Annotated in this window: 20 protein-coding genes; 12 read left to right on the plus strand and 8 right to left on the minus strand. The window is 67.0% G+C overall.

Annotated features, from left to right (window positions below; all coding sequences use genetic code 11):
- Positions 1–58: 58 nt before the first annotated feature.
- From XM1_RS15785 to XM1_RS15830, 10 genes are read left to right on the plus strand one after another with little or no spacing between them, the layout of a single operon-like run.
- Entirely contained in the window at positions 59–1057 is a 999-nt protein-coding gene (locus XM1_RS15785) for an FAD:protein FMN transferase (protein WP_068435120.1), read from the plus strand.
- Positions 1058–1064: 7 nt separating this feature from the next.
- Positions 1065–1586 carry a SoxR reducing system RseC family protein gene (locus tag XM1_RS15790; protein ID WP_068435122.1) on the plus strand — a complete coding sequence of 174 codons (522 nt, stop codon included), beginning with the start codon at positions 1065–1067 and terminating at the stop codon, positions 1584–1586.
- 15 nt (positions 1587–1601) lie between these two features.
- The gene (gene rsxA / locus XM1_RS15795; RefSeq protein ID WP_068435125.1) at positions 1602–2183 is read left to right on the plus strand and encodes an electron transport complex subunit RsxA; all 582 of its coding nucleotides are present in this window, start codon (positions 1602–1604) and stop codon (positions 2181–2183) included.
- 13 nt (positions 2184–2196) lie between these two features.
- On the plus strand, positions 2197–2733 hold the full coding sequence (locus tag XM1_RS15800) for an RnfABCDGE type electron transport complex subunit B (protein ID WP_068435127.1): 537 nt from the start codon (positions 2197–2199) through the stop codon (positions 2731–2733).
- Between the two features lie 13 nt (positions 2734–2746).
- Positions 2747–4243, plus strand: coding sequence for an electron transport complex subunit RsxC (rsxC, locus tag XM1_RS15805; RefSeq protein WP_068435129.1), 1497 nt, complete (start codon positions 2747–2749; stop codon positions 4241–4243).
- The gene (locus XM1_RS15810) at positions 4240–5316 is read left to right on the plus strand and encodes an RnfABCDGE type electron transport complex subunit D (RefSeq protein ID WP_068435130.1); all 1077 of its coding nucleotides are present in this window, start codon (positions 4240–4242) and stop codon (positions 5314–5316) included. The genes rsxC and XM1_RS15810 overlap by 4 nt, the downstream gene beginning before the upstream one ends.
- Positions 5313–5942 (plus strand): electron transport complex subunit RsxG, encoded by a 630-nt coding sequence (rsxG, locus tag XM1_RS15815; RefSeq protein WP_068435132.1) that lies wholly within the window; start codon positions 5313–5315, stop codon positions 5940–5942. The genes XM1_RS15810 and rsxG overlap by 4 nt, the downstream gene beginning before the upstream one ends.
- Positions 5942–6613, plus strand: a complete 672-nt coding sequence (locus tag XM1_RS15820; protein WP_068435134.1) for an electron transport complex subunit E — start codon at positions 5942–5944, stop codon at positions 6611–6613. Before rsxG ends, XM1_RS15820 begins: the two co-directional genes overlap by 1 nt.
- An 18-nt stretch (positions 6614–6631) precedes the next feature.
- A complete protein-coding gene (locus tag XM1_RS15825; protein ID WP_068435136.1) occupies positions 6632–6925 on the plus strand; it encodes an RnfH family protein in 294 nt (97 codons plus the stop codon).
- Positions 6922–7335, plus strand: coding sequence for a hypothetical protein (locus XM1_RS15830; protein ID WP_068435138.1), 414 nt, complete (start codon positions 6922–6924; stop codon positions 7333–7335). Before XM1_RS15825 ends, XM1_RS15830 begins: the two co-directional genes overlap by 4 nt.
- A gap of 36 nt (positions 7336–7371) precedes the next feature.
- Here the strand turns inward: XM1_RS15830 and XM1_RS15835 are convergent, their stop codons facing one another.
- The 7 genes from XM1_RS15835 to XM1_RS15865 form a co-directional block, all read right to left on the minus strand.
- Positions 7372–8574, minus strand: a complete 1203-nt coding sequence (locus tag XM1_RS15835) for a cation:proton antiporter (RefSeq protein ID WP_068435141.1) — start codon at positions 8572–8574, stop codon at positions 7372–7374.
- 90 nt (positions 8575–8664) lie between these two features.
- Positions 8665–9471, minus strand: a complete 807-nt coding sequence (locus XM1_RS15840; protein WP_068435143.1) for an ABC transporter permease subunit — start codon at positions 9469–9471, stop codon at positions 8665–8667.
- Positions 9468–10355 carry an ABC transporter permease subunit gene (locus tag XM1_RS15845; protein WP_068435144.1) on the minus strand — a complete coding sequence of 296 codons (888 nt, stop codon included), beginning with the start codon at positions 10353–10355 and terminating at the stop codon, positions 9468–9470. The genes XM1_RS15840 and XM1_RS15845 overlap by 4 nt, the downstream gene beginning before the upstream one ends.
- Positions 10352–11491, minus strand: coding sequence for an ABC transporter ATP-binding protein (locus XM1_RS15850; protein ID WP_068437930.1), 1140 nt, complete (start codon positions 11489–11491; stop codon positions 10352–10354). Before XM1_RS15850 ends, XM1_RS15845 begins: the two co-directional genes overlap by 4 nt.
- 5 nt (positions 11492–11496) lie before the next feature.
- Positions 11497–12594, minus strand: a complete 1098-nt coding sequence (locus tag XM1_RS15855) for a polyamine ABC transporter substrate-binding protein (RefSeq protein WP_068435146.1) — start codon at positions 12592–12594, stop codon at positions 11497–11499.
- A 300-nt stretch (positions 12595–12894) separates the two neighbouring features.
- Positions 12895–14562: a cation acetate symporter gene (locus XM1_RS15860; RefSeq protein WP_068435148.1), complete on the minus strand. Its 1668-nt coding sequence runs from the start codon at positions 14560–14562 to the stop codon at positions 12895–12897.
- Positions 14562–14876, minus strand: a complete 315-nt coding sequence (locus tag XM1_RS15865) for a DUF485 domain-containing protein (RefSeq protein ID WP_068435150.1) — start codon at positions 14874–14876, stop codon at positions 14562–14564. Before XM1_RS15865 ends, XM1_RS15860 begins: the two co-directional genes overlap by 1 nt.
- 150 nt (positions 14877–15026) lie before the next feature.
- Here XM1_RS15865 and XM1_RS15870 point away from each other — a divergent pair, with 150 nt between their 5' ends.
- Entirely contained in the window at positions 15027–17804 is a 2778-nt protein-coding gene (locus XM1_RS15870; RefSeq protein ID WP_068435152.1) for a cache domain-containing protein, read from the plus strand.
- A gap of 10 nt (positions 17805–17814) precedes the next feature.
- Positions 17815–18534, plus strand: coding sequence for a response regulator transcription factor (locus XM1_RS15875; RefSeq protein ID WP_068435154.1), 720 nt, complete (start codon positions 17815–17817; stop codon positions 18532–18534).
- 131 nt (positions 18535–18665) lie between these two features.
- On the opposite strand, the gene XM1_RS15880 is transcribed toward XM1_RS15875, so the two are convergent.
- Complete coding sequence (locus XM1_RS15880) at positions 18666–19271, minus strand: cytochrome c (RefSeq protein WP_156428759.1); 606 nt, start codon at positions 19269–19271, stop codon at positions 18666–18668.
- Positions 19272–19273 lie beyond the last annotated feature (2 nt).

Consider the following 19273-nt stretch of genomic DNA (forward strand, 5'->3'; position numbering starts at 1 on the left):
AAGACGGGACTGGCCCTTGGGTGCCCGGAAGTTTCACCCGAAGGAGGGCTCAGGCTCGATGACCGTTCGTATCACCCGCCGTCGCGCCATCACCATTCTGGCCGCCGCCGCCGGACTGCCGCTACTGATGAAGGCCAATGCCGCCCAGGCCCACCTGGTGCGCTGGGAAGGGACGACGCTGGGTGCGCCGTCCTCCATTCAGCTCTACGCCGCCGACGAGGCCAAGGCCAAGGCGGCCCTGGCCGCCGCGCAAGGAGAGCTGGCCCGTCTGGAAGCCATGTTCAGCGTCTATCGCGCCGATTCGGCCCTGTCGGCCCTGAACCGCGACGGCAAGCTGGACAACGCGCCGGCCGAATTCATCGAACTGGTCGCCCACGCCAAGTCCCTGGCCGAGATCAGCGGCGGCGCCTTCGACCCGACCATCCAGCCGGTGTGGCAGCTGTATTTCAGCCACTTCACCGCCGCCTCCCCCGATGCCGCCGGCCCGGCGGCCAAGGACATCGAGGCCGCCCTGGCCCTGGTGGACTGGAAGGGCATCGAGATCGACGCCGCCGGCCGCAGCGTCCGGCTGGCCCGGCCCGGCATGGCGCTGACGCTCAACGCCCGCGCCCAAGGCTACATCACCGACAAGGTGTCGGACGTGCTGCGCTCCCACGGCTTCAGCCAGATGCTGGTGGACATGGGCGAGCCCCGCGCCCTGGACGCCAAGCCGGACGGCTCGGCCTGGCGCATCGGTATCGCCAACCCGGCCGACAACACCAGGGCCGTCACCTCGGTGGACGTGGTCAACAAGTGCGTCTCCACCTCAGGCGGCTATGGCACCATCTTCGACGAGGCCGGCAAGTTCACCCACATCATCGACCCCAAGACCGGCAGGACCGCGCCCGCCGATCTGGGCGTCACGGTGATCGCCGACAACGCCACCATCGCCGACGGCCTGGCCACCGCCCTGATCCTGGCCCCGGAAGCCGAGCGCCAGCGGATTTTGCGGGCGGGCGGCGCCTTGCAGGCGTTCTTCGTCACGCCCCAGGGCGTCGTCGCGACGGTGACGGCCTGATCTGGCGATGAGCAATCCGGAGTCCACTTTCCCCGATGCCCATGACCGCGACATGGTCGAAGGCTTCGCCCGCGTGGTCGCCATCAGCGGCGGCAAGACCTGGGCCGAGCCCGAGCCGGTCGCCGGCTGCGGCACCTGCCATTCGGCCGGGCTGTGCAGCATCGGCAAGCAGATGGGCGATCCTTCGGCGCGCCAGCTGGCCAAGCGCTTCGCCCTGCCGGGCGATCTCGGCCTGTCGGTCGGCGAGCGCGTGGTGGTCGGCGTGCGCGAGGACACGCTCACCAAGGGGGCTCTCACGGCCTATGGCCTGCCGCTGCTCACCTTGCTGGCGGGCGGCATCGCCGGACAGGAAGTGGGCCACAGCGATTCCATGGCGGCCATGGGCGCCGTCGGCGGATTGCTGCTCGGCCTGCTCGGGGCCCGGATCATCTCCGGCTATCTTTCGGCACGGGGGGTGCTGACCCCCCGCTACCTGCGCCGCGCCTTCGAGGCGCCGGTCGACGGGTCATGCCACACGGAACATGGGTAAAGGGGGAAGCACCCGATGGAACATTACCTTCTGCTGATCATCAGCGCCGCCCTGGTCAGCAACGTCGTTCTGATGCGGTTCCTGGGCCTGTGCTCCTTCATGGGCGTCACCACCCGGGTGGACACCGCCATCGGCATGGGCGCCGCCACCACCTTCTGCATCACGGTCTCGGCCATGATCGACTGGGGGGTGGAGAAGGCGCTGCTGGAGCCCTACGACCTGGGCTACCTGCGCACCGTCACCTTCATCCTGGTCATCGCGGCGGCCGTGCAGTTCACCGAAGCGGTGGTGCGCAAGGTCTCGCCCGCCATGTTCCAGATGCTGGGCATCTACCTGCCGCTGATCACCACCAACTGCGCCGTGCTGGGCGTCAACCTGCTGCTGGTCGAAGGCAAGATGAACTTCATCGAGAGCACCGTGTTCGCCCTGGCCTCGTCGCTGGGCTACTCGCTGGTCATGGTGCTGTTCGCCGGCCTGCGCGAACGCATCGCGCTCAACGCCGTGCCCCGCCTGTTCGCCGGCCCGCCCATCGGCTTCATCACCGCCAGCCTGCTGGCGCTCGCCTTCATGGGCTTTTCCGGTATGAGCACCAATTAGGAGGTTGCCTGTCATGTTGTTGGATGTCGGAAGTCTGGCGGTGATGGGTGTGACGCTGGGCGCGGTTCTGGGAACCGCCGCCAAGCTGTTGGCCGTGCCCACCAATCCCATCGAGGACGAGCTTCAGGCCCTGCTGCCCGGCTCGCAATGCGGCCAGTGCGGTTTCGTCGGCTGTTCGCAATACGCCGCCGCCCTGGCCAAGGGCGACACCCCCATCACGCTGTGCGCCCCCGGCGGCAAGGCCACCATCGAGGCGCTGGCCGCCAAGCTGGGCGTGCACGCCGACGCGGATGCCCATGAGGAAGTCGGCCCCCGCGTCGCCTTCATCAACGAGGATCTGTGCATCGGCTGCCTGCGCTGCATCGGCGAATGCGGCTCCGACGCCATCGTCGGCGCGCCCAAGCAGCTGCACACGGTGATCGCCGACGCCTGCCACGCCTGTTCCAAGTGCTTCAAGATCTGCCCCACCGAGGCCATCGAGATGCGCCCCATTCCGCAAACCATCGCAGGCTGGCACTGGCAAAAGCCGGGCGAGCATTCGGCGCATTGAGGAGAGACGGTCGATGAAACTGTTTCCCATCCTGGGCGGCATCCACCCGGAATACCGCAAGGAGCTGACGAGCGAGAAGGCCATCGTCGCCCTGCCCGTTCCGAAGACCCTTTATCTGCCCCTGCAGCAACACATGGGCGCGCCGGCCAACACCACGGTCAACGTCGGCGACATGGTCAAGAAGGGCCAGCTGCTGGCCAAGGCGCAAGGAGCGATCTCGGCCGCCGTGCATGCCCCCACCTCGGGCCGCGTCGCCGCCATCACCGAGATGACCGCGCCGCATCCGTCGGGCCTGCCGACCCTGACCATCATGCTGGACGCGGACGGCAAGGACGAATGGGCCGAGCCCATGCCCCCCATCGCCGACCCCTTCGCGGCTTCGGCCAATGAGATCAAGACCCGCGTCGCCGAGGCCGGCATCGTCGGCATGGGCGGCGCCACCTTCCCGTCGGCGGTGAAGCTGGGCCTGGGCGGCCAGCACAAGCTGGAAATCCTGCTGCTGAACGGCGCCGAGTGCGAGCCCTACCTCACCTGCGACGACCGCGTCATGCGCGAGTTCGCGGCGCAGGTGGTGGACGGCGCCCGCATCATGGCCCACGCTTTGGGCGCGCCCAAGGTGATCATCGCGGTCGAGGACAACAAGCCCCACGCCATCGCCTCGCTCAAGGACGAAGCGGCCAAGCAGCCAAACGTCGAGGTGGTGGGCGTGCCGGTGCAGTATCCCATGGGCGCCGAGCGCCACCTGACCCAGGCGGTGACGGGCCGCGAGACGCCGGCCCGCAAGCTGACCGCCGATGTGGGCGTGGTGGTGCACAACGTCGCCACGGCGCGGGCCGTGCATCAGGCGGTGCGCCTCGGCCGTCCGCTGGTGTCGCGCGTCGTCACGGTGAGCGGCGGGGCGGTGCCCGAGCCGAAGAATATCGAGGTGCCGCTGGGCACCCGGGTCTCGGAGCTGCTGGAGTTCTGCGGCGGCGTGTCCAAGGCGGCCAAGCGCATCATCTCGGGCGGTCCCATGATGGGCCAGCCCCTGCCCTCGCTCGACGTGGCGGTGGTCAAGGGCACGTCCGGCATCCTGGCGCTGACCCAGGCCGAAACCAACGAGCACGCCCCCAGCCCCTGCATCCGCTGCGGCTCCTGCGTCACCTACTGCCCCTGCGGCCTGGTGCCGGTGGAGATGGCCAGCTACATCCGAAACGACAAGCTGGAGCTGGCCGCCAAGATCGGCGTGCAGGATTGCGTGTCGTGCGGATCGTGCTCCTACATCTGCCCGTCGCACATTCCGCTGGTCCACTATTTCAACTACGCCAAGGGCAAGATCGCGGCGCTCGACCGCGAGCGGCGCAAGAACGAGCAGACCAAGGCGCTGGTCGAGGCCCATAACGCGCGTCTCGAACGCCAGGCCCAGGCCAAGCGGGAAGCCGCCGCCAAGGCCAAGGCCGCCAAGGAGGCCGCCGAGCTTGCGGCGGCTGCTCAGGCACAAACCAATTCCGCAGGCGGGGCCAACGCATGAGTATCGTGATCGACAAGAGCGGACCGTTCACCCACGGCCCCAACAACGTCTCCCGGACCATGTTCACGGTCCTGGCGGCCCTGGTGCCGGCGACGCTGTACAATCTGTGGCTGTTCGGCCTTCCCGCCATCTTCCTGTTCATCGTCACCATGCTGGCCTGCCTGGCCTGCGAGGCGTTGTGCGTGCGCATCAGCGGCGGCAATGCCGACCGGGCGCTGGGCGATGGATCGGTGGCCATCACCGGCTGGCTGCTGGCCCTGTCGCTGCCGCCGTGGGCGCCCTGGTGGGTGGCCGTGGTGGCCTCGGTCTTCGCCGTCTGCCTCGCCAAGCACGCCTTCGGCGGACTGGGCCAGAACGTCTTCAACCCGGCCATGGTCGGCCGCGTGGTGGTGCTGGTCTCCTTCCCGCTGCAGATGACCTCGTTCGTCACGCCCAAGCCGCTGTTCACCCCCGGCTCGCCCGGCCTGTCCGAGGCGCTGACCATCACCTTCGGGCGCGGCTTCACCCTGGACGGCATCAGCACCGCCTCGCCGCTGGGCTTCATCAAGACCGAGCTGTCCAAGGGCAATCCGGTCAGCCACTCGCTGGAATCGCTTCCCACCATCGGCGAGATGATGATCGGCTTCCACCCCGGCTCCATGGGCGAGACGGCGGTGCCGCTGATCTTAGTGGGCGGCCTGTTCCTCATGTGGCGCAAGATCATCTCCTGGCACATTCCGGTGTCCATGCTGGGCACCCTGTTCCTGATGGGCACCATCTTCAGCACCCTGGACCCGGCCCGACATGTGGGCGGCATGGTCCAGCTGCTGTCGGGCGCGTCGTTCCTGGGCGCCTTCTTCATCGCCACCGACTACGTCACCTCGCCGGTGTCCAAGTCGGCGCAGATCGCCTTCGGCATCGGCGTCGGGCTGCTCACCTGGATCATCCGCACCTATGCCGGCTATCCCGAGGGCGTGGCCTTCGCCGTGCTGCTGATGAACGCGCTGACGCCCATTCTCGATCAACATTTCCGGCCGCGCGTCTTCGGGCGCACCCGCAAGGGCGAGCCTCTGCCGGTCAGGGGGGACAAATGAGCCACGCCATTCGGCCCACTTGGGTCCACGCCACCATCCTGGGCGTCTTCTGCGCCGGGTTCGGCGTGGCGCTCGCGCTCACCGACGACATCACCAAGGCGCCCATCAAGGAGCGCGCCCTGGAAGACAAGATGAACTCGCTGGGGCAGGTGATCCCTCGCGCCATCCACGACAACAACCCGGTGACCGACACGGTCAAGGTCGCCAACCCCGCCGCCGGCGGCCACGGCGGCACGGCCGAGACCGAGGTCTACCGCGCCACCAAGGACGGCAAGGTCGTGGCGATCGCCTACGAATACAACGCGTCGGGCGGCTATGGCGGCCCGATCAAGCTGATGATGGGCATCGCGCCGGACGGCAAGCTGCTGGGCGTGCGGGTCATCTCGCACAAGGAAACCCCCGGCCTGGGCGACAAGATCGACGCCGCCAAGACTGACTGGATCACCCGCTTCAGCGGCCTCAGCTTAAGCAACCCGCCGGTGGACAAGTGGAAGGTCAAGAAGGACGGCGGCCAGTTCGACCAGTTCTCGGGCGCCACCATCACGCCGCGCGCCGTGGTGGGCGGCATCCGCCAGGGGCTTGAGTTCTTTGCCGCCAATTCGTCTCGCATGATGGAGAAGAAGTGATGTCTGCCAGCTACGGACGGATCGTCAAGGACGGATTGTGGGAAAACAACGGCGTGCTGTGCATGCTGCTCGGCATGTGCCCGACCATGGCCATGACCGGCACCGGCACCAACGGCTTCGGCATGGGCATCGCCACCGCGGCGGTGATGGCGGCGTCGAACCTGATGGTCGCCATGTTCCGCAATTACGTCACCCACGAGGTGCGCATCCCGGTCTACATCCTGATCGTGGCGGCCAACGTCACCTTCGTCGACCTGGCCATGAACGCCTGGATGCACGAGCTGTACAAGGTGCTGGGCCTGTTCATCCCGCTGATCGTCTCCAACTGCCTGCCGCTGGCCCGGCTGGAGGCCTTCGCCGCCAAGGAGCCGGTGCTGCCCTCGTTCCTCGACGGGTTGTTCATGGGCCTGGGCTTCACCTTCGCGCTGACCGCCATCGGCCTGGTGCGCGAAGCCATCGGCCAGGGCACCCTGTTCGCCGACGCCGCCCTGCTGCTCGGCCCCTGGGCCAAGGTGCTGGAGATGCGCATCATGCCCGCCGATTGGGGCATCCTGGTGCTGATCCTGCCGCCGGGCGGCTTCCTGATCGCCGGATTGATGGTGGTGGCCAAGCGCATGATCGACCTTGCCTCGGGCAAGGAGATCAAGATGGCCGGCGCCCACAGCGTGTAACGGAAAGGGCTTGAGATCATGAAAGTCGGAGTCGTCTACGCCCTGCCGTCCCGCCAGTCCTGGCTGTCCATCGACGTGCCGGAGGGAACCACGGTCCGGGCCGCCATCGAGAAGTCGGGCATCCTGCACCAGTTCCCCGAGATCGACCTGGAAACCCAGAAGGTCGGCATCTTCGGCAAGGCCACAACCCTGGAGACCGTGCTGGAGGAAGGGGCGCGCATCGAGATCTACCGCCCCATCACCGTCGATCCCAAGACCGTCAAGCGCCGCGCCGCCCCCGAGGCCCCGGCGGCGGGAGGAGCCGAGTCATGAGCACCGAGGATCTGACCGTCACCCAGGCGGTGGCCTATGCCGTCCTCTACGCCCTGGACATCGAGGCGGGCGCCCCCTGGAAGGCCTGGGCCCACATCTGGCTGAAGGGCGACGACCGCACCGCGGCGTCGGCCCAGATGGCCGCCGCGGGGGCTTCGACCCCGTCGGCCAAGTCCGCCTCCAACGCCGCCCGCCTGTTGGCCGAGGCCACCCAGTTGCAGACCGAGGCGGCGATGCTGATGAGCGAAAACCGCAACGCCAGCTGGCAGCTGGACCAGTACGAGCTGAGAAACGAGCAATGCCTGGGCGCGGTGGCCGAGTCCATCCGCATGGGCAGCAGCGACGGAACCCTGGACACCCAAAGCCCCCGCTCGGCCGAGCTGCGGGCCAAGGTGCAGAAGGAATTCTAGGACGTGAAATGCGGGGCTTTTGCCCCGCTTTTCTTTTCAGGGCCTGCCGCCCAGCGATGCCAGCGGCTTGGTCAGCATGGTGGCGAACAGGGCCATCAGTACCATGGCCCCGAACGTGGTGTCCGAGATCAGCCCGGCATCGGCCAGCAGGGTCAGGACCACCAGCTCCATCAGACCCTTGCAGGTCAGCAATCCGCCCAGCGTCCAGGCCTCGCGCCCCGTGCAGCCACCCATCCAGGCGGGCAGCGCCGAGACCAGCTTGCCGACCACCGCCGCCGCGCTCATCACCAGGAAGATGGTCACTGCCCCGGTGTTCAGGTCGATGCGGGTCTTTAAGCCCACCGAGATGAAGAAGAACGGCAACAGCACCACCTGCACGAAGGTCTCGAAACTGCCGACGATGGCCTGAGCCAGGGTGCGGGGCATCACCGCCCCGAAGACGAAGGCGCCGATCACCGCGTGCAGGCCCATGGACTCGGTGGCCAGCGCCGAGGCCGACAGGCCCATGGTCAGCAGCACCACGTCGCCGGGCGACACCTTACCGCAGGCCTCGACGCCAGCGAACACCCGCGACAGCAGCGGCCGGACCACGACCACCATGAAGCCGACGAACAGCTGGGCCCCGGCCGCAGCCCAGCCCGCCGACCAGGGGTCATTGCCCTGGGCCACGGCCAGGAGCAGGGCCACCGCCACCCACAGGGCGGCGTCGTTGAAGGCCGCAGCACCCAGCGCCATCACGCCCACCTTGTGCCGCTCGAGGCCCATCTCGCGCACCACCGCGCCCAGGACGGGCAGCGCCGTCACCCCCGCCGCGATGCCCATCGCGGCGGCGAAAACGGGGCGCGAGGCGAAAAAGCCGGAAGAATCGGGCACGGCGGCGAACAGCCACCAGCCGCCGAAGACGCCCGCCAGGGTGGGAATCGCCACGCTGGACAGGGCCACGACGGAAAAGCACCGCCCCTGCCCCCGGATCTGGGCCAGATCGAAATGCAGGCCAATGGAAAAGGCGAAGAACACCACGGCAAGCCGCACCAGCCCGTCCAGTGCCGCCAGCGAAGCCGGCGGAAACAGCCGCATGGACAGCTCGGGGGCAAGCCAGCCCAGCAGGCTGGGCCCCAGCGCGATGCCCGCCGCCATCTGCACGGCGGCCAGCGGCATCAGCCGGCCGACCAACCCCAGCCGCCACAGGGCGTAGGGCAGGCCGATGATCAGGGCGGTCTGGATAAGGAAAAGGCTCATGCCGGCAAACCTGATGCAATGCGGGCGGGACGCCCGCGCTCCAAGAAAATGACGCGATTTGGGAGCGCGGGCGTCCCGCCCGCCCCAGCCTTATCCGCTCCGGCTTTCCTTGCTCATCATCACCCGCCCGGCAATGGCGATGGCGATGCCGACCAGGGCCACCACGATGGTGGCCAGCGCGTTGATCTCCGGGCTGACGCCGAGGCGGACCTTGGAGAAGATGACGATGGGCAGCGGCGTGGCGCCCGGCCCCGAGACGAAGGCGGAGATCACCACGTCGTCCACCGACAAGGTGAAGGCCAGCAGCCAGCCCGCCGCCAAAGCGGGCGCGATGATGGGCAGGGTGATCTTCATGAACACGGTGAGCGGCCGGGCCCCCAGGTCCATGGCCGCCTCCTCCAGCGAGCGGTCCATCTGCGCCAGGCGCGAGCGCACCACCACGGTGACGAAGGACAGGCTGAAGGTGACGTGGGCGATGACGATGGTGGTCATGGACCGACCGTCGGGCCAACCCAGCATCTGCTCCATGCCCACGAACAGCAGCAGCAGGGCGAGGCCGGTGATGATCTCGGGCATCACCAGCGGCGCGGAGACCATGCCGGTGAACAGGGCGCGGCCGGGAAAGCGCTGGAAGCGCACCAGCACCACCGCCGCCAGGGTGCCCAGCCCGGTGGCAAGACAGGCGTTGAGGAAGGCGATTTTCAGCGACAGCCAGGCGGCGCCCAGCACCTGCTCGTCCTGCAGCAGCTCGCCGTACCACTTGGTGGAAAAGCCGCCCCACACCGTCACCAGCTTGGACGCGTTGAAGGAATAGATCACCAACAGCGCGATGGGCAGGTACAGGAAGGCGTAGACCAGCGCCAGGGCGGTATAAAGGGCGAAGCCGCGGTTGTTCATCCCTCGCGCTCCGCCCGCTTGGCCTCGAAGTGCTGGAAGATCATGATGGGCACCACGAGGAGCACCAGCATGGCTACCGCCACCGCCGAGGCCGTGGGCCAGTCGCGGTTGTCGAAGAACTCGGCCCACAGCACCTTGCCGATCACCAATGTGTCGGGGCCGCCCAGCAGGTCGGGAATGACGAACTCGCCCACCGCCGGAATGAACACCAGCATGCAGCCGGCGACCACGCCCGGCATGGACAGCGGAAGAGTGATGGAAAGGAAGGCCCGGAACGGCCGGCAGCCCAGGTCGGCGGCAGCCTCCAGCAGCGACAGGTCCATCTTCTCCAGCGTGGCGTAGAGCGGCAGGATCATGAACGGCAGGTAGGAATAGACCATGCCGATGGTCACCGCGATGTCGGTCTCGAGGATCTGCAGCGGCTCGGAAATGACGCCGATCGCCATCAGCGCCATGTTGAGCAGGCCCTCGGTCTTCAAGATACCAATCCAGGCGTAGACGCGGATCAGGAACGAGGTCCAGAACGGCAGCGCCACCAGCATCAGCAGCGCCTGCCGGCGGGCCTTGGGCGCGCGGGCGATGGCGTAGGCGGCGGGATAGCCCAGCAACAGACAGCCCAGCGTCGCCATGCCGGCCAGACGCAGCGACCCCAGATAGGCCAGCAGATAGAGATTGTCGCCCAGCAGCGTGTTGTAGCCGGCCAGCGTGCCCTTGAAGACACCGTCCACCCACAGCGGCATGTAGGGCGGAATGCCCATCTGCGGCTCGGACAGGCTGATCTTCAGGACGATCAGGAAGGGCACCAGGAAGAACAGCAGCAGCCAGGCATAGGGCGCCAGGCCCACCAGGAAGCGGCCGCCCCTGCCCTCTGCCAGGTTTTTCATTTGGTCAGCACCAGGGAATCGGCGGGATGCCAGGACAGGAACACCGGATCGTCCCAGGTCAGGCGGCTTTCCTCGCCGTGATGCAGGTTGGTGCGCAGCGCCTGGACCTTGCGGCCCGAGGCGAGGCGCACGTGGTAGACGGAGACGTCGCCCAGATAGGCGATGTCGCTGACCACGCCCTCGGCCCAGTTCAGGCCGGCCTGCGGTTTCTCGCGCCCGATGACCATCTTTTCCGGCCGCACCATGACGGTGACCGCCATACCGCCCGCCACCGAAGCGCCACCCGTCACCGACAGATCGTGCTCCAGCTCGGGGCAGGAAACGGCCAGCGTCCCCTCGCCGCCCTTGGCGGTGCCCTCGAACATGTTGGCGACGCCGATGAAGTCGGCCACGAAGCGGGTGCCGGGATATTCGTAGATCTCTACCGGGCGGCCCACCTGCTCGATGCGCCCGGCGTTCATCACGCCGATGCGGCTCGACATGGTCATGGCCTCGCCCTGGTCATGGGTGACCATGACGAAGGTGATTCCCACCCGGTCCTGAATGTTGACCAGCTCCAGCTGGGTGGCTTCCCGCAGTTTCTTGTCCAGGGCCGCCAGCGGCTCGTCCAGCAGCACCACCTTGGGCTCCTTGGCGAGACAGCGGGCGAGCGCCACGCGCTGGCGCTGGCCGCCGGACAGCTGGTGCGGCTTGCGGCCCGCGAACCGGCCCATCTGGACGAGCTCCAGGCTGGCCGCCACCTTGTCCTTGATCACCGCTTGCGCCAACCCGTCCTGCTTCAGGCCGAAGGCGATGTTGTCGGCGACGCTCATATGGGGGAACAGGGCGTAGGACTGGAACATCATGTTCACCGGCCGCTCATAGGGCGGCACATTGGTGACGTCCTGGCCGTCGATGAGAATGCGCCCGGTGGTTGGCGTCTCGAAACCGGCCAGCATGCGCAGCAGCGTGGTCTTGCCGCAGCCCGACGCGCCCAAAAGCGAGAAGAACTCGCCCTTGTGAATGGCCAGGTCCACGTGCTCGACGGCGGTGAAGTCGCCGAAAAGCTTGGAAATCCCCTCGAAGCGGATCAGCGGAACCGCCTGGGGGTCGTTCCAGGGAGCATCCGCCTCCCGCTTGACCGCCGCCTGCGCCATGCCCGTCAGCGACCCGTTTTGACCGTGGTCCACAGGCGGGTGCGCTCGCGCTCCTTGCCCATGTCGGCCGGGGGAACCTGGAACAGCTTGGAGGCCACCGCCTCGGGCGGGAACACCACCGGGTCGGCCTGGATATCCTTCTTGATCAGGCTCTTGGAATCCAAGACCGGATTGGCGTAGCCGGTCAGGTTGGTGAAGCCGGCCGCCACTTCGGGCTTCATCAGGAAGTCGATGAACTTGTGCGCGTTGTCGGGATGGGGGGCGTCGGCCGGGATCACCATGGAATCGATGTTGATCACCGCGCCTTCCCTAGGGATGACGATCTTGATGTTGACACCCTTGCCGGCCTCGGCGGCGCGGTTGCGCGACTGGACCAGATCGCCCACATAGCCGTGCGCCATGCAGATGTCGCCGTTGGCCAGGTCGTTGATGAACTTGGACGAGTGGAAATACTTGATGTTGGGCCGCACCTTGGTCACCACCTCGGCCGCCGCCTTCAAGTCGGCGGAGTCCAGCGAGGCGCCGTTCTTGCCCAGATAGGCCAGGGCGGCGGGGAACACCTCGGTGGGGGCGTCCAGCAGGCTGACGCCGCAGCCCTTCAGCTTGGACACTTGGGCCGGGTCGAGCAGCGCCGACCAGCCGGAAAGATCCATGCCGGGAGCGGCCTTGGCCACCTTGTCCACGTTGTAGGCGAAGCCGGTGGGCGAAATGGCGTAGGGGATGGCGTAGAGGTTGCCGGGATCGGCCGAGCGGTTCAGGGTCACCATCACCTGGGGGTCCAGGTTGCCGTAATTGGTGAGCTTGGAGCGGTCCAGCTTGCGGTAGATGCCGGCCTTGATCTGGTTGGCGAGGAAGGGCGATGCCGAGGGAAACACCACGTCATAGCCCGACTTGCCGGCCTGCAGCTTGGCTTGGAGCACCTCGTTGCTGTCGTAGACGTCGTAATTGACGCGGATGCCGGTCTGGGCGGTGAACTTCTCCAGCGTGTCTGGCGCGATGTAGTCCGACCAGTTGTAGACGTTCAGCACCTTGTCTTCCGCCGCCTGGGCGGCCGACACCATTGCAACCAGCGACACCGCGACAGCCGTCAAGGAAACGCGCATGACCTTACCCCCCAGCCAGAAAACCGGAACGCCGGGCCAAACGCCGCATGCCCGCGCGGGGCCGATATTTCCGGTCCTACGAGTGCCTTGTCAACGGGCAATGCTCAAAAAAAAGCCCGCCGGAGAAGAACCCCGGCGGGTCTCGCAGTTTGCGGGAGGAAAATCGCGCCAAACCCTTGCGGGGTTTGGCTAGGCCCAAGGGGCCGCGCGGCTTATGCCGCGGAAGCCAAGGGTCACGGAGGTGGCCCGCCCGGCGCCTGAGGGCGCCCGGTGACCGCGTGCGGTCACCGGGCATATGGATCAGTGATTGGAGGCCGAAGCCGCGCCGATTCCCGTCTGGGCGCGGACATACTGGTCGTCGAACAGGGCCTTCTCCGCCTTGGCCGTCTCGCTGCCGTCCAGCTTGGAAACCAGGATGGTGACGGCGAAGGCGAAGGTCATGGAGAACAGGGCAGGATGCTCGTAGGGGAAGATGGGCGCGGCATTGCCCAGCACCGCCACCCACACCGTCTTGGACAGCACCACGCAGGCCACCGCCGAGACGAGGCCGGCGATGCCGCCCCACAGGGCGCCCTTGGTGGTCAGGCCCTTCCAGTACATGGACAGGAACAGCACCGGGAAGTTGGCCGAGGCCGCGATGCCGAAGGTCAGGCCCACCAGGAAGGCGACGTTCTGCTTCTCGAACATGATGCCGAGGATGACGCCCAGCACGCCCAGCACCAGCGAGGCCAGCTTGGAGACGCGCATCTCCTCGGCTTCGGTGGCGTGGCCCTTGCGGATGACGCGGGCATAGATGTCATGGGCGATGGCCGAGGCGCCGGCGAGCGCCAGCCCCGACACCACCGCCAGGATGGTGGCGAAGGCCACCGCCGACAGGAAGCCCAGGAAGATGTCGCCGCCCAGCGCCTTGGCCAGGTGCATGACGGGCATGTTGCCGCCGCCCAGCAGCTTGCCGCCCACCTTGCCGCCCTCGAAGAACTGCGGATCGGTGCCGACGATGCTGATGGCCGCCATGCCCAGGATGCAGACGACGAGGAAGAAGAAGCCGATGAAGCCCGAGGCCACGAACACGCTCTTGCGCGCTTCCCTAGCGTTGGGAACGGTGAAGAAGCGCATCAGGATGTGCGGCAGCGCGGCGGTGCCGAACACCAGGCCGAGCGACAGCGACACCGCCGAGACCGGATCGGCCAGCAGGGTGCCGGGGCCCATGATCTTGACGCCCGCCTTGTGCGAGGAAACCGCCTTGGCGGCCAGGTTTTCCAGGCTGAAGCCGAACTTGGACAGCGCCAGGAAGCCCAGCAGGGTACCGCCGCCCAGCAGCAGCACCGCCTTGATGATCTGCACCCAGGTGGTGGCGATCATGCCGCCGAAGGTGACGTAGACCACCATCAGCACGCCCACCAGGATCACCGCCACGGCGTAATCCAGGCCGAACAGCAGCTTGATCAGCTGGCCGGCGCCGACCATCTGGACGATCAGGTAGAAGCACACCACGGTCAGCGAGCCCATGGCGGCGAAGGTGCGCACCTTGGTCTGGTCGAGACGGTAGGAGGCGATGTCGGCGAAGGTGTACTTGCCCAGATTCCGCAGGCGCTCGGCCAGCAGGAACAGGATGATCGGCCAGCCGACGAAGAAGCTGATGGTGTAGATGAAGCCGTCGAAGCCGGTGGCGAACACCATGGACGACAGGCCCAGCAGGGTGGCCGCCGACATGTAGTCGCCGGCGATGGCCAGGCCGTTCTGGAAGCCCGAGATGCCGCCGCCCGCGGTGTAGAAGTCGCTGGCCGACTTGGTGCGCTTGGACGCCCACCAGGTGATGCCCAGTGTGCTGGCGACGAAGACGAAGAACATGATGATGGCGGTCATGTTGATCGGCTGCTTCTCAGAGCCGCCGAGATCGCCGGGACCGGCCAAGGCGGGGCCCGCGACCAGCAGGGCCGCCAGGGCGAGGGGGATCATCCTATTCATTATTCCAGCACCTCGCGCACCACGTCCTTGTTCAGCTCCTCGAACTCGCCGTTGGCGAAGTGGGAGTAAAGGCCGGTCAGCAGCCAGGAGACCACGATGATGGCGGCGCCCACCGGCACGCCCACGGTCAGGGTCGAGCCCTGGGACAGCGGGGTGCGCAGGAATTCCGGCGCGAAGGCGACGATCATCATGAAGGTGTAATAGGACCCCAGAACGATCACCGACAGCGCGACCGCCAGACGCGAGCGCTTGCGGACCAGTTCGTGGAATTTCGGATTCTGGCGAACCCGTTCGTAGATGGATGAGTTGGACATGTCCCCTCCGGAGGATTTCTTTGGCCACCTCACCTATCAAAGGAGCGTGTCCGAATTTTTCCCCAATTGTTGCCAATTGTTGCCGGGACGCAGCCATGCGGGGACATCAGCGCGGTTGAGCCCGGGCTCCGGGTTTGAAATGATCGGAGAATGATCCGCTCGCGCCTGTTCTTCCGGCTGTTCTCGGCCATCCTCGCCGCCGTGGCCCTGTTCGCGGCGGCGATCTACGTCTTTTCCGTCCCGCTCATCGAGGAAAAGGCCTACGAGATCGAGCTGAACGCCAGCCGCACCATCCTCGACAACGTCTTCGCCATGGCCGGCAAGATCGACGGCAGCCTGGAAGACCGCCGCGCCATGACGGTGGAGTCCTACAAGACCCAGTTGAAGAACGTGGTGTCGCTGGCCGCCTCCTACCTGGACCATGTGCTGGCCCGCGCCGACCGGGGCGAGATCAGCGAGGCCGAGGCCAAGCGCCAGGCCTTCGACGGCCTTCGGGCTTTCAAATGGGGCAACAACGACTACATCTGGGTGACCGACTACAATTCGGTGATCCGCTCCCACCCCGACCCGGAATTCCAGGGCCGCGACGCTTCACGGCTGCAGGGCCCGGACGGCCGCGCCATCCTGCCCACCATCATCTCCACCGCCAGGGAAAAGGGAGAGGGCTTCCATACCTATCCCTGGCAGCGCCTGGGCGACACCAGGCCCAGCGAGAAGCTGTCCTATTTCATCGACCTGCCCCATCGCGGCCTGGTGATCGGCACCGGGGCCTATCTCGCCGACATCGACCGCGAGGTGGAACGCCGCAAGGAAGAGGCCATCGAGGATTTACGCCAGGCACTCAGAAACATCCGCATCGCGCGCACCGGCTACGTCTACATCTTCGACGCCGCCAAGAAGATGATCATCCACCCCAACCCCAACATCGAGGGCCAGGATTTCGGCACCCGCGCCGACCCCGCCACCGGCCGGCCCATCAGCGAGGAGCTGATGGAGGCCGCCGACAGCGACCGCCCGCTCTCCTATCTGTGGGACAAGCCGTCCGACCCCGGCAATTACGCCTACGAGAAGATTTCCTGGGTCCGGCATTTCAAGGGCTTCGACTGGTACATCGCCTCTTCGGTCTATGTGGACGAGCTGAAGCGCTCCTCCGAGGTGCTGGGCAACCGGCTGGTGACCATCGCGCTGGCCCTGATGGTGGTGGCCGGCGCGATGGGTTATTTGGCGGTGGACTGGCTGACCCGGCCCTTGAACCGTCTGGCCGAGACCGCCGAGCAGGTGCAGGCCGGCAACCTGGACGCCCAGAGCGGCATCCGCCGCGACGACGAGATCGGCCTGCTGGCCGAGGCGCTGGACGCCATGGTGCGCCGGGTCAAGGACGACATCTCGACGCTGGACACCCGCGTGCAGGAGCGCACCAATGAACTGGAGGAGGCCGAGACCCGCCGTAAGCTGATCCTCGACGCCATTCCGGCGGCCATCGCCTATCTGGGCCGTGACGAGATCATCCGCTTCGTCAACCGGGGCTGGGCCGAGCTGGTGCGCCAGGACGCCGCCGACCTGATCGGCCGCGACTTGAAATCGGCCATCGGCCGCTTCGCCCACAATTCCATCCAGCCCCACATGCAGCGCACCTGGGCGGGCGAGGAGGTGACCTTCACCTATTCCTTCCCCCATCCCGACGGCCATGTGGTCACCACCAGGAACACCCTGATTCCCCAGCTGGCCGCCAACGGCACGGTGGCCGCCATGTTCGTGCTGGCGCTGGACGTCTCGGCGGAAAAGGAGACCGAGGCCCGGCTGATGGAGGCCCAGCGCATGAAGGCGGTGGGCCAGCTGTCCGGCGGACTGGCCCACGACTTCAACAACCTGCTGTCGGTGATCCTGGGCAATCTGGCGGCGGCGCGGGACCGCTACGGCGAGGTGGACGGCCTGGACTCCTATCTCGAGCCGGCGGTGCGCGCCAGCCGGCGGGGCGCCGACATCACGTCCCGCCTGCTGGCCTTCTCGCGCCAGCAACCCCTGAAACCCCAGCCGGTGGACGTCTCGGCCCTGGTGCGCGAGGTCTCGGTGCTGCTGTCGCGCTCGCTGCCGTCCTCCATCACCATCACGATTCCCGACGAGGGCGGCGAATGCTGGGCCATCGCTGATGCCAACCAGCTGGAGAACGCCCTGATCAATCTGGCGCTCAACGCCCGTGACGCCATGCCCGACGGCGGCCGCCTGGAAATGGACGTACGCCTGCGGGCCGTCAGCGACCCGCTGACCTTCGACGAGCGGGTGGAGCCCGACGACTACCTGGAAATCCGCGTCTCGGACAACGGAACCGGCTTCGCGCCCGAGGCCATGAGCCGGGCGTTCGAGCCGTTCTATACCACCAAGCGCCTGGGCTCGGGCCTGGGCCTGTCCATGGTCTACGGCTTCGTCAAGCAGTCCCGGGGCTACATCACGCTCGACAGCCGCCTCGGGCTGGGCTCCACCGTCACCATCCTGCTGCCCCGCGCAGCACCCGTGGCGGTGGAAAGCGAGATGGACGACCCGCAGCCGTCGCAATCGCGCTGGCAGGGCCAGCTGGCCCTGATCGCCGAGGACGATTCGGATGTGCGCGCCGTGCTGCGCGGCCAGTTGGTGGATCTGGGTTTCTCGGTGGTCGAGGCGGAAAGCGGCGACGAGGCCGCCGAACTGGTGGGCCAGATCGAAGGCCTGTCCCTGGTGGTCTCGGACATCGTCATGCCCGGCATGAGCGGCATCGAACTGGCGTCACGCATCAAGGGCGAGCGCCCGACGCTCCCGGTAATTTTGATCAGCGGCTTCTCCTTCGACACTAGCCCCGAGGCCGATGATCTGGTCATATTGCGAAAGCCATGGGAGTTGTCCGACCTGGCCGCCGCCGTCGCCCGGACGACGGAGCCGTCGGACGCGGCATAGGGGCCTGGGAGTGGGCGGCAACAAGAAGCGCATCTATGTCATCGACGACGAGCCGGACATCCGCGCCCTGTTGCGTCAGGTGCTGGAAGGCTACGGCTATCACGTGACGCCGCTGGCCAGCGGTGCGCTGGCCCGCCAGGCCATCCGGCGCGACCCCCCCGATCTGTGCATCGTCGATCTCGGCCTGCCCGACATGGACGGCCTGACCTTGGTGCGTGAATTGTGGGAGGACGTGCGCTTCGGGGTGATCATCCTGACGGGACGCGGCGGCGTGTCCGACCGGGTGCTGGGCCTGGAGCTGGGCGCCGACGACTACATCGTCAAGCCGTTCGAGCCGCGCGAACTGGTGGCCCGGGTCAATTCCGTCATCCGCCGCCGCGAGCAACTGGCGGCCAGCAGCGGACCGGTGACCACGCGGGCGGCGTTCGGCGAGTGGGTCTTCGAATCGGGCGATCTCAGCCTGACCCACGCCGACGGACGCCACGAAACGCTGACCGCCGCCGAGGCCCATCTGCTGACCGCCCTGCTGAAGGCCCCCAAGCGGGTGCTGTCGCGCGAGCAGTTGCAGGGCGCCGAGCCGGAAAAGGACGACATCGCCTTCGACCGCGCCATCGACGTGCGCGTCTCGCGCATCAGGAAGAAGATCGAATCCGACCCCAAATCGCCCCGCCTGATCAAGACGGTCTATGGCGCCGGCTACCTGTTCGCCGCCGACGTGCGGTGGGAATAAGACAGGTTCCCCGTGGGCTCCGCCCACACCCGCAAAGGGCCCAAGGCCCTTTGATCCCATTGGGTTAAATGGAGCGGGGTCCAGGGACTAAGTCCCTGGCGGGTGCAGGGCAGAGCCCTGCCATATCCCCCCTACTCCAGCCCGCCGATATAGCTCGCCACCGCCTTCATCTCCAGCGTGGTCAGCTTGGTGGCCACGGCGTGCATGATCGACTTGTCGTTGGTGCGCGAGCCCGACACGAACTCCATCAGCTGGCCTTCCACGTAAGAAGGATGCTGCCCGGCCAGACGGGGCAATTGCTCGGTCCCGTGCCCGGACGCGCCGTGGCACGAGGCGCAGGGCGCGATGCCGGAATACTTGTTGCCGTTGTGGAAGATGTACTTGCCGACGGCGGCGAAGTCGCCGTCCAGGGGACGCTTGGACAGGGCCTTCTTGCCGCTGAAATAGGCGGCCAGCCCGGCGGCCTCCTCGTCGGTCAGGTCCTTGGCCATCTCGTTCATGGTGCCCTTGCGCCGCCCGTCGCGGAAATCCTTCAGCTGCTTGACCAGATAGGTCTCGTTCTGGGCGGCCAGGCGGGGATAGACCGAGGTCGCCGCCTCGCCGTCCACGCCGTGGCAGAGCGAACAGCGCTCGGTGACCAGTTCCTTGACCCGCGCCTTGATGTCGGCGGCCTGGGAGGGAAGCGCCAGCAGCAGGACGCATCCGGCCAGCATGGATCCAAAGCGCAACATTCCCATGG

It is taken from the genome of Magnetospirillum sp. XM-1 (assembly GCF_001511835.1).
In the GTDB taxonomy this organism is placed as follows: Bacteria; Pseudomonadota; Alphaproteobacteria; order Rhodospirillales; family Magnetospirillaceae; genus Phaeospirillum.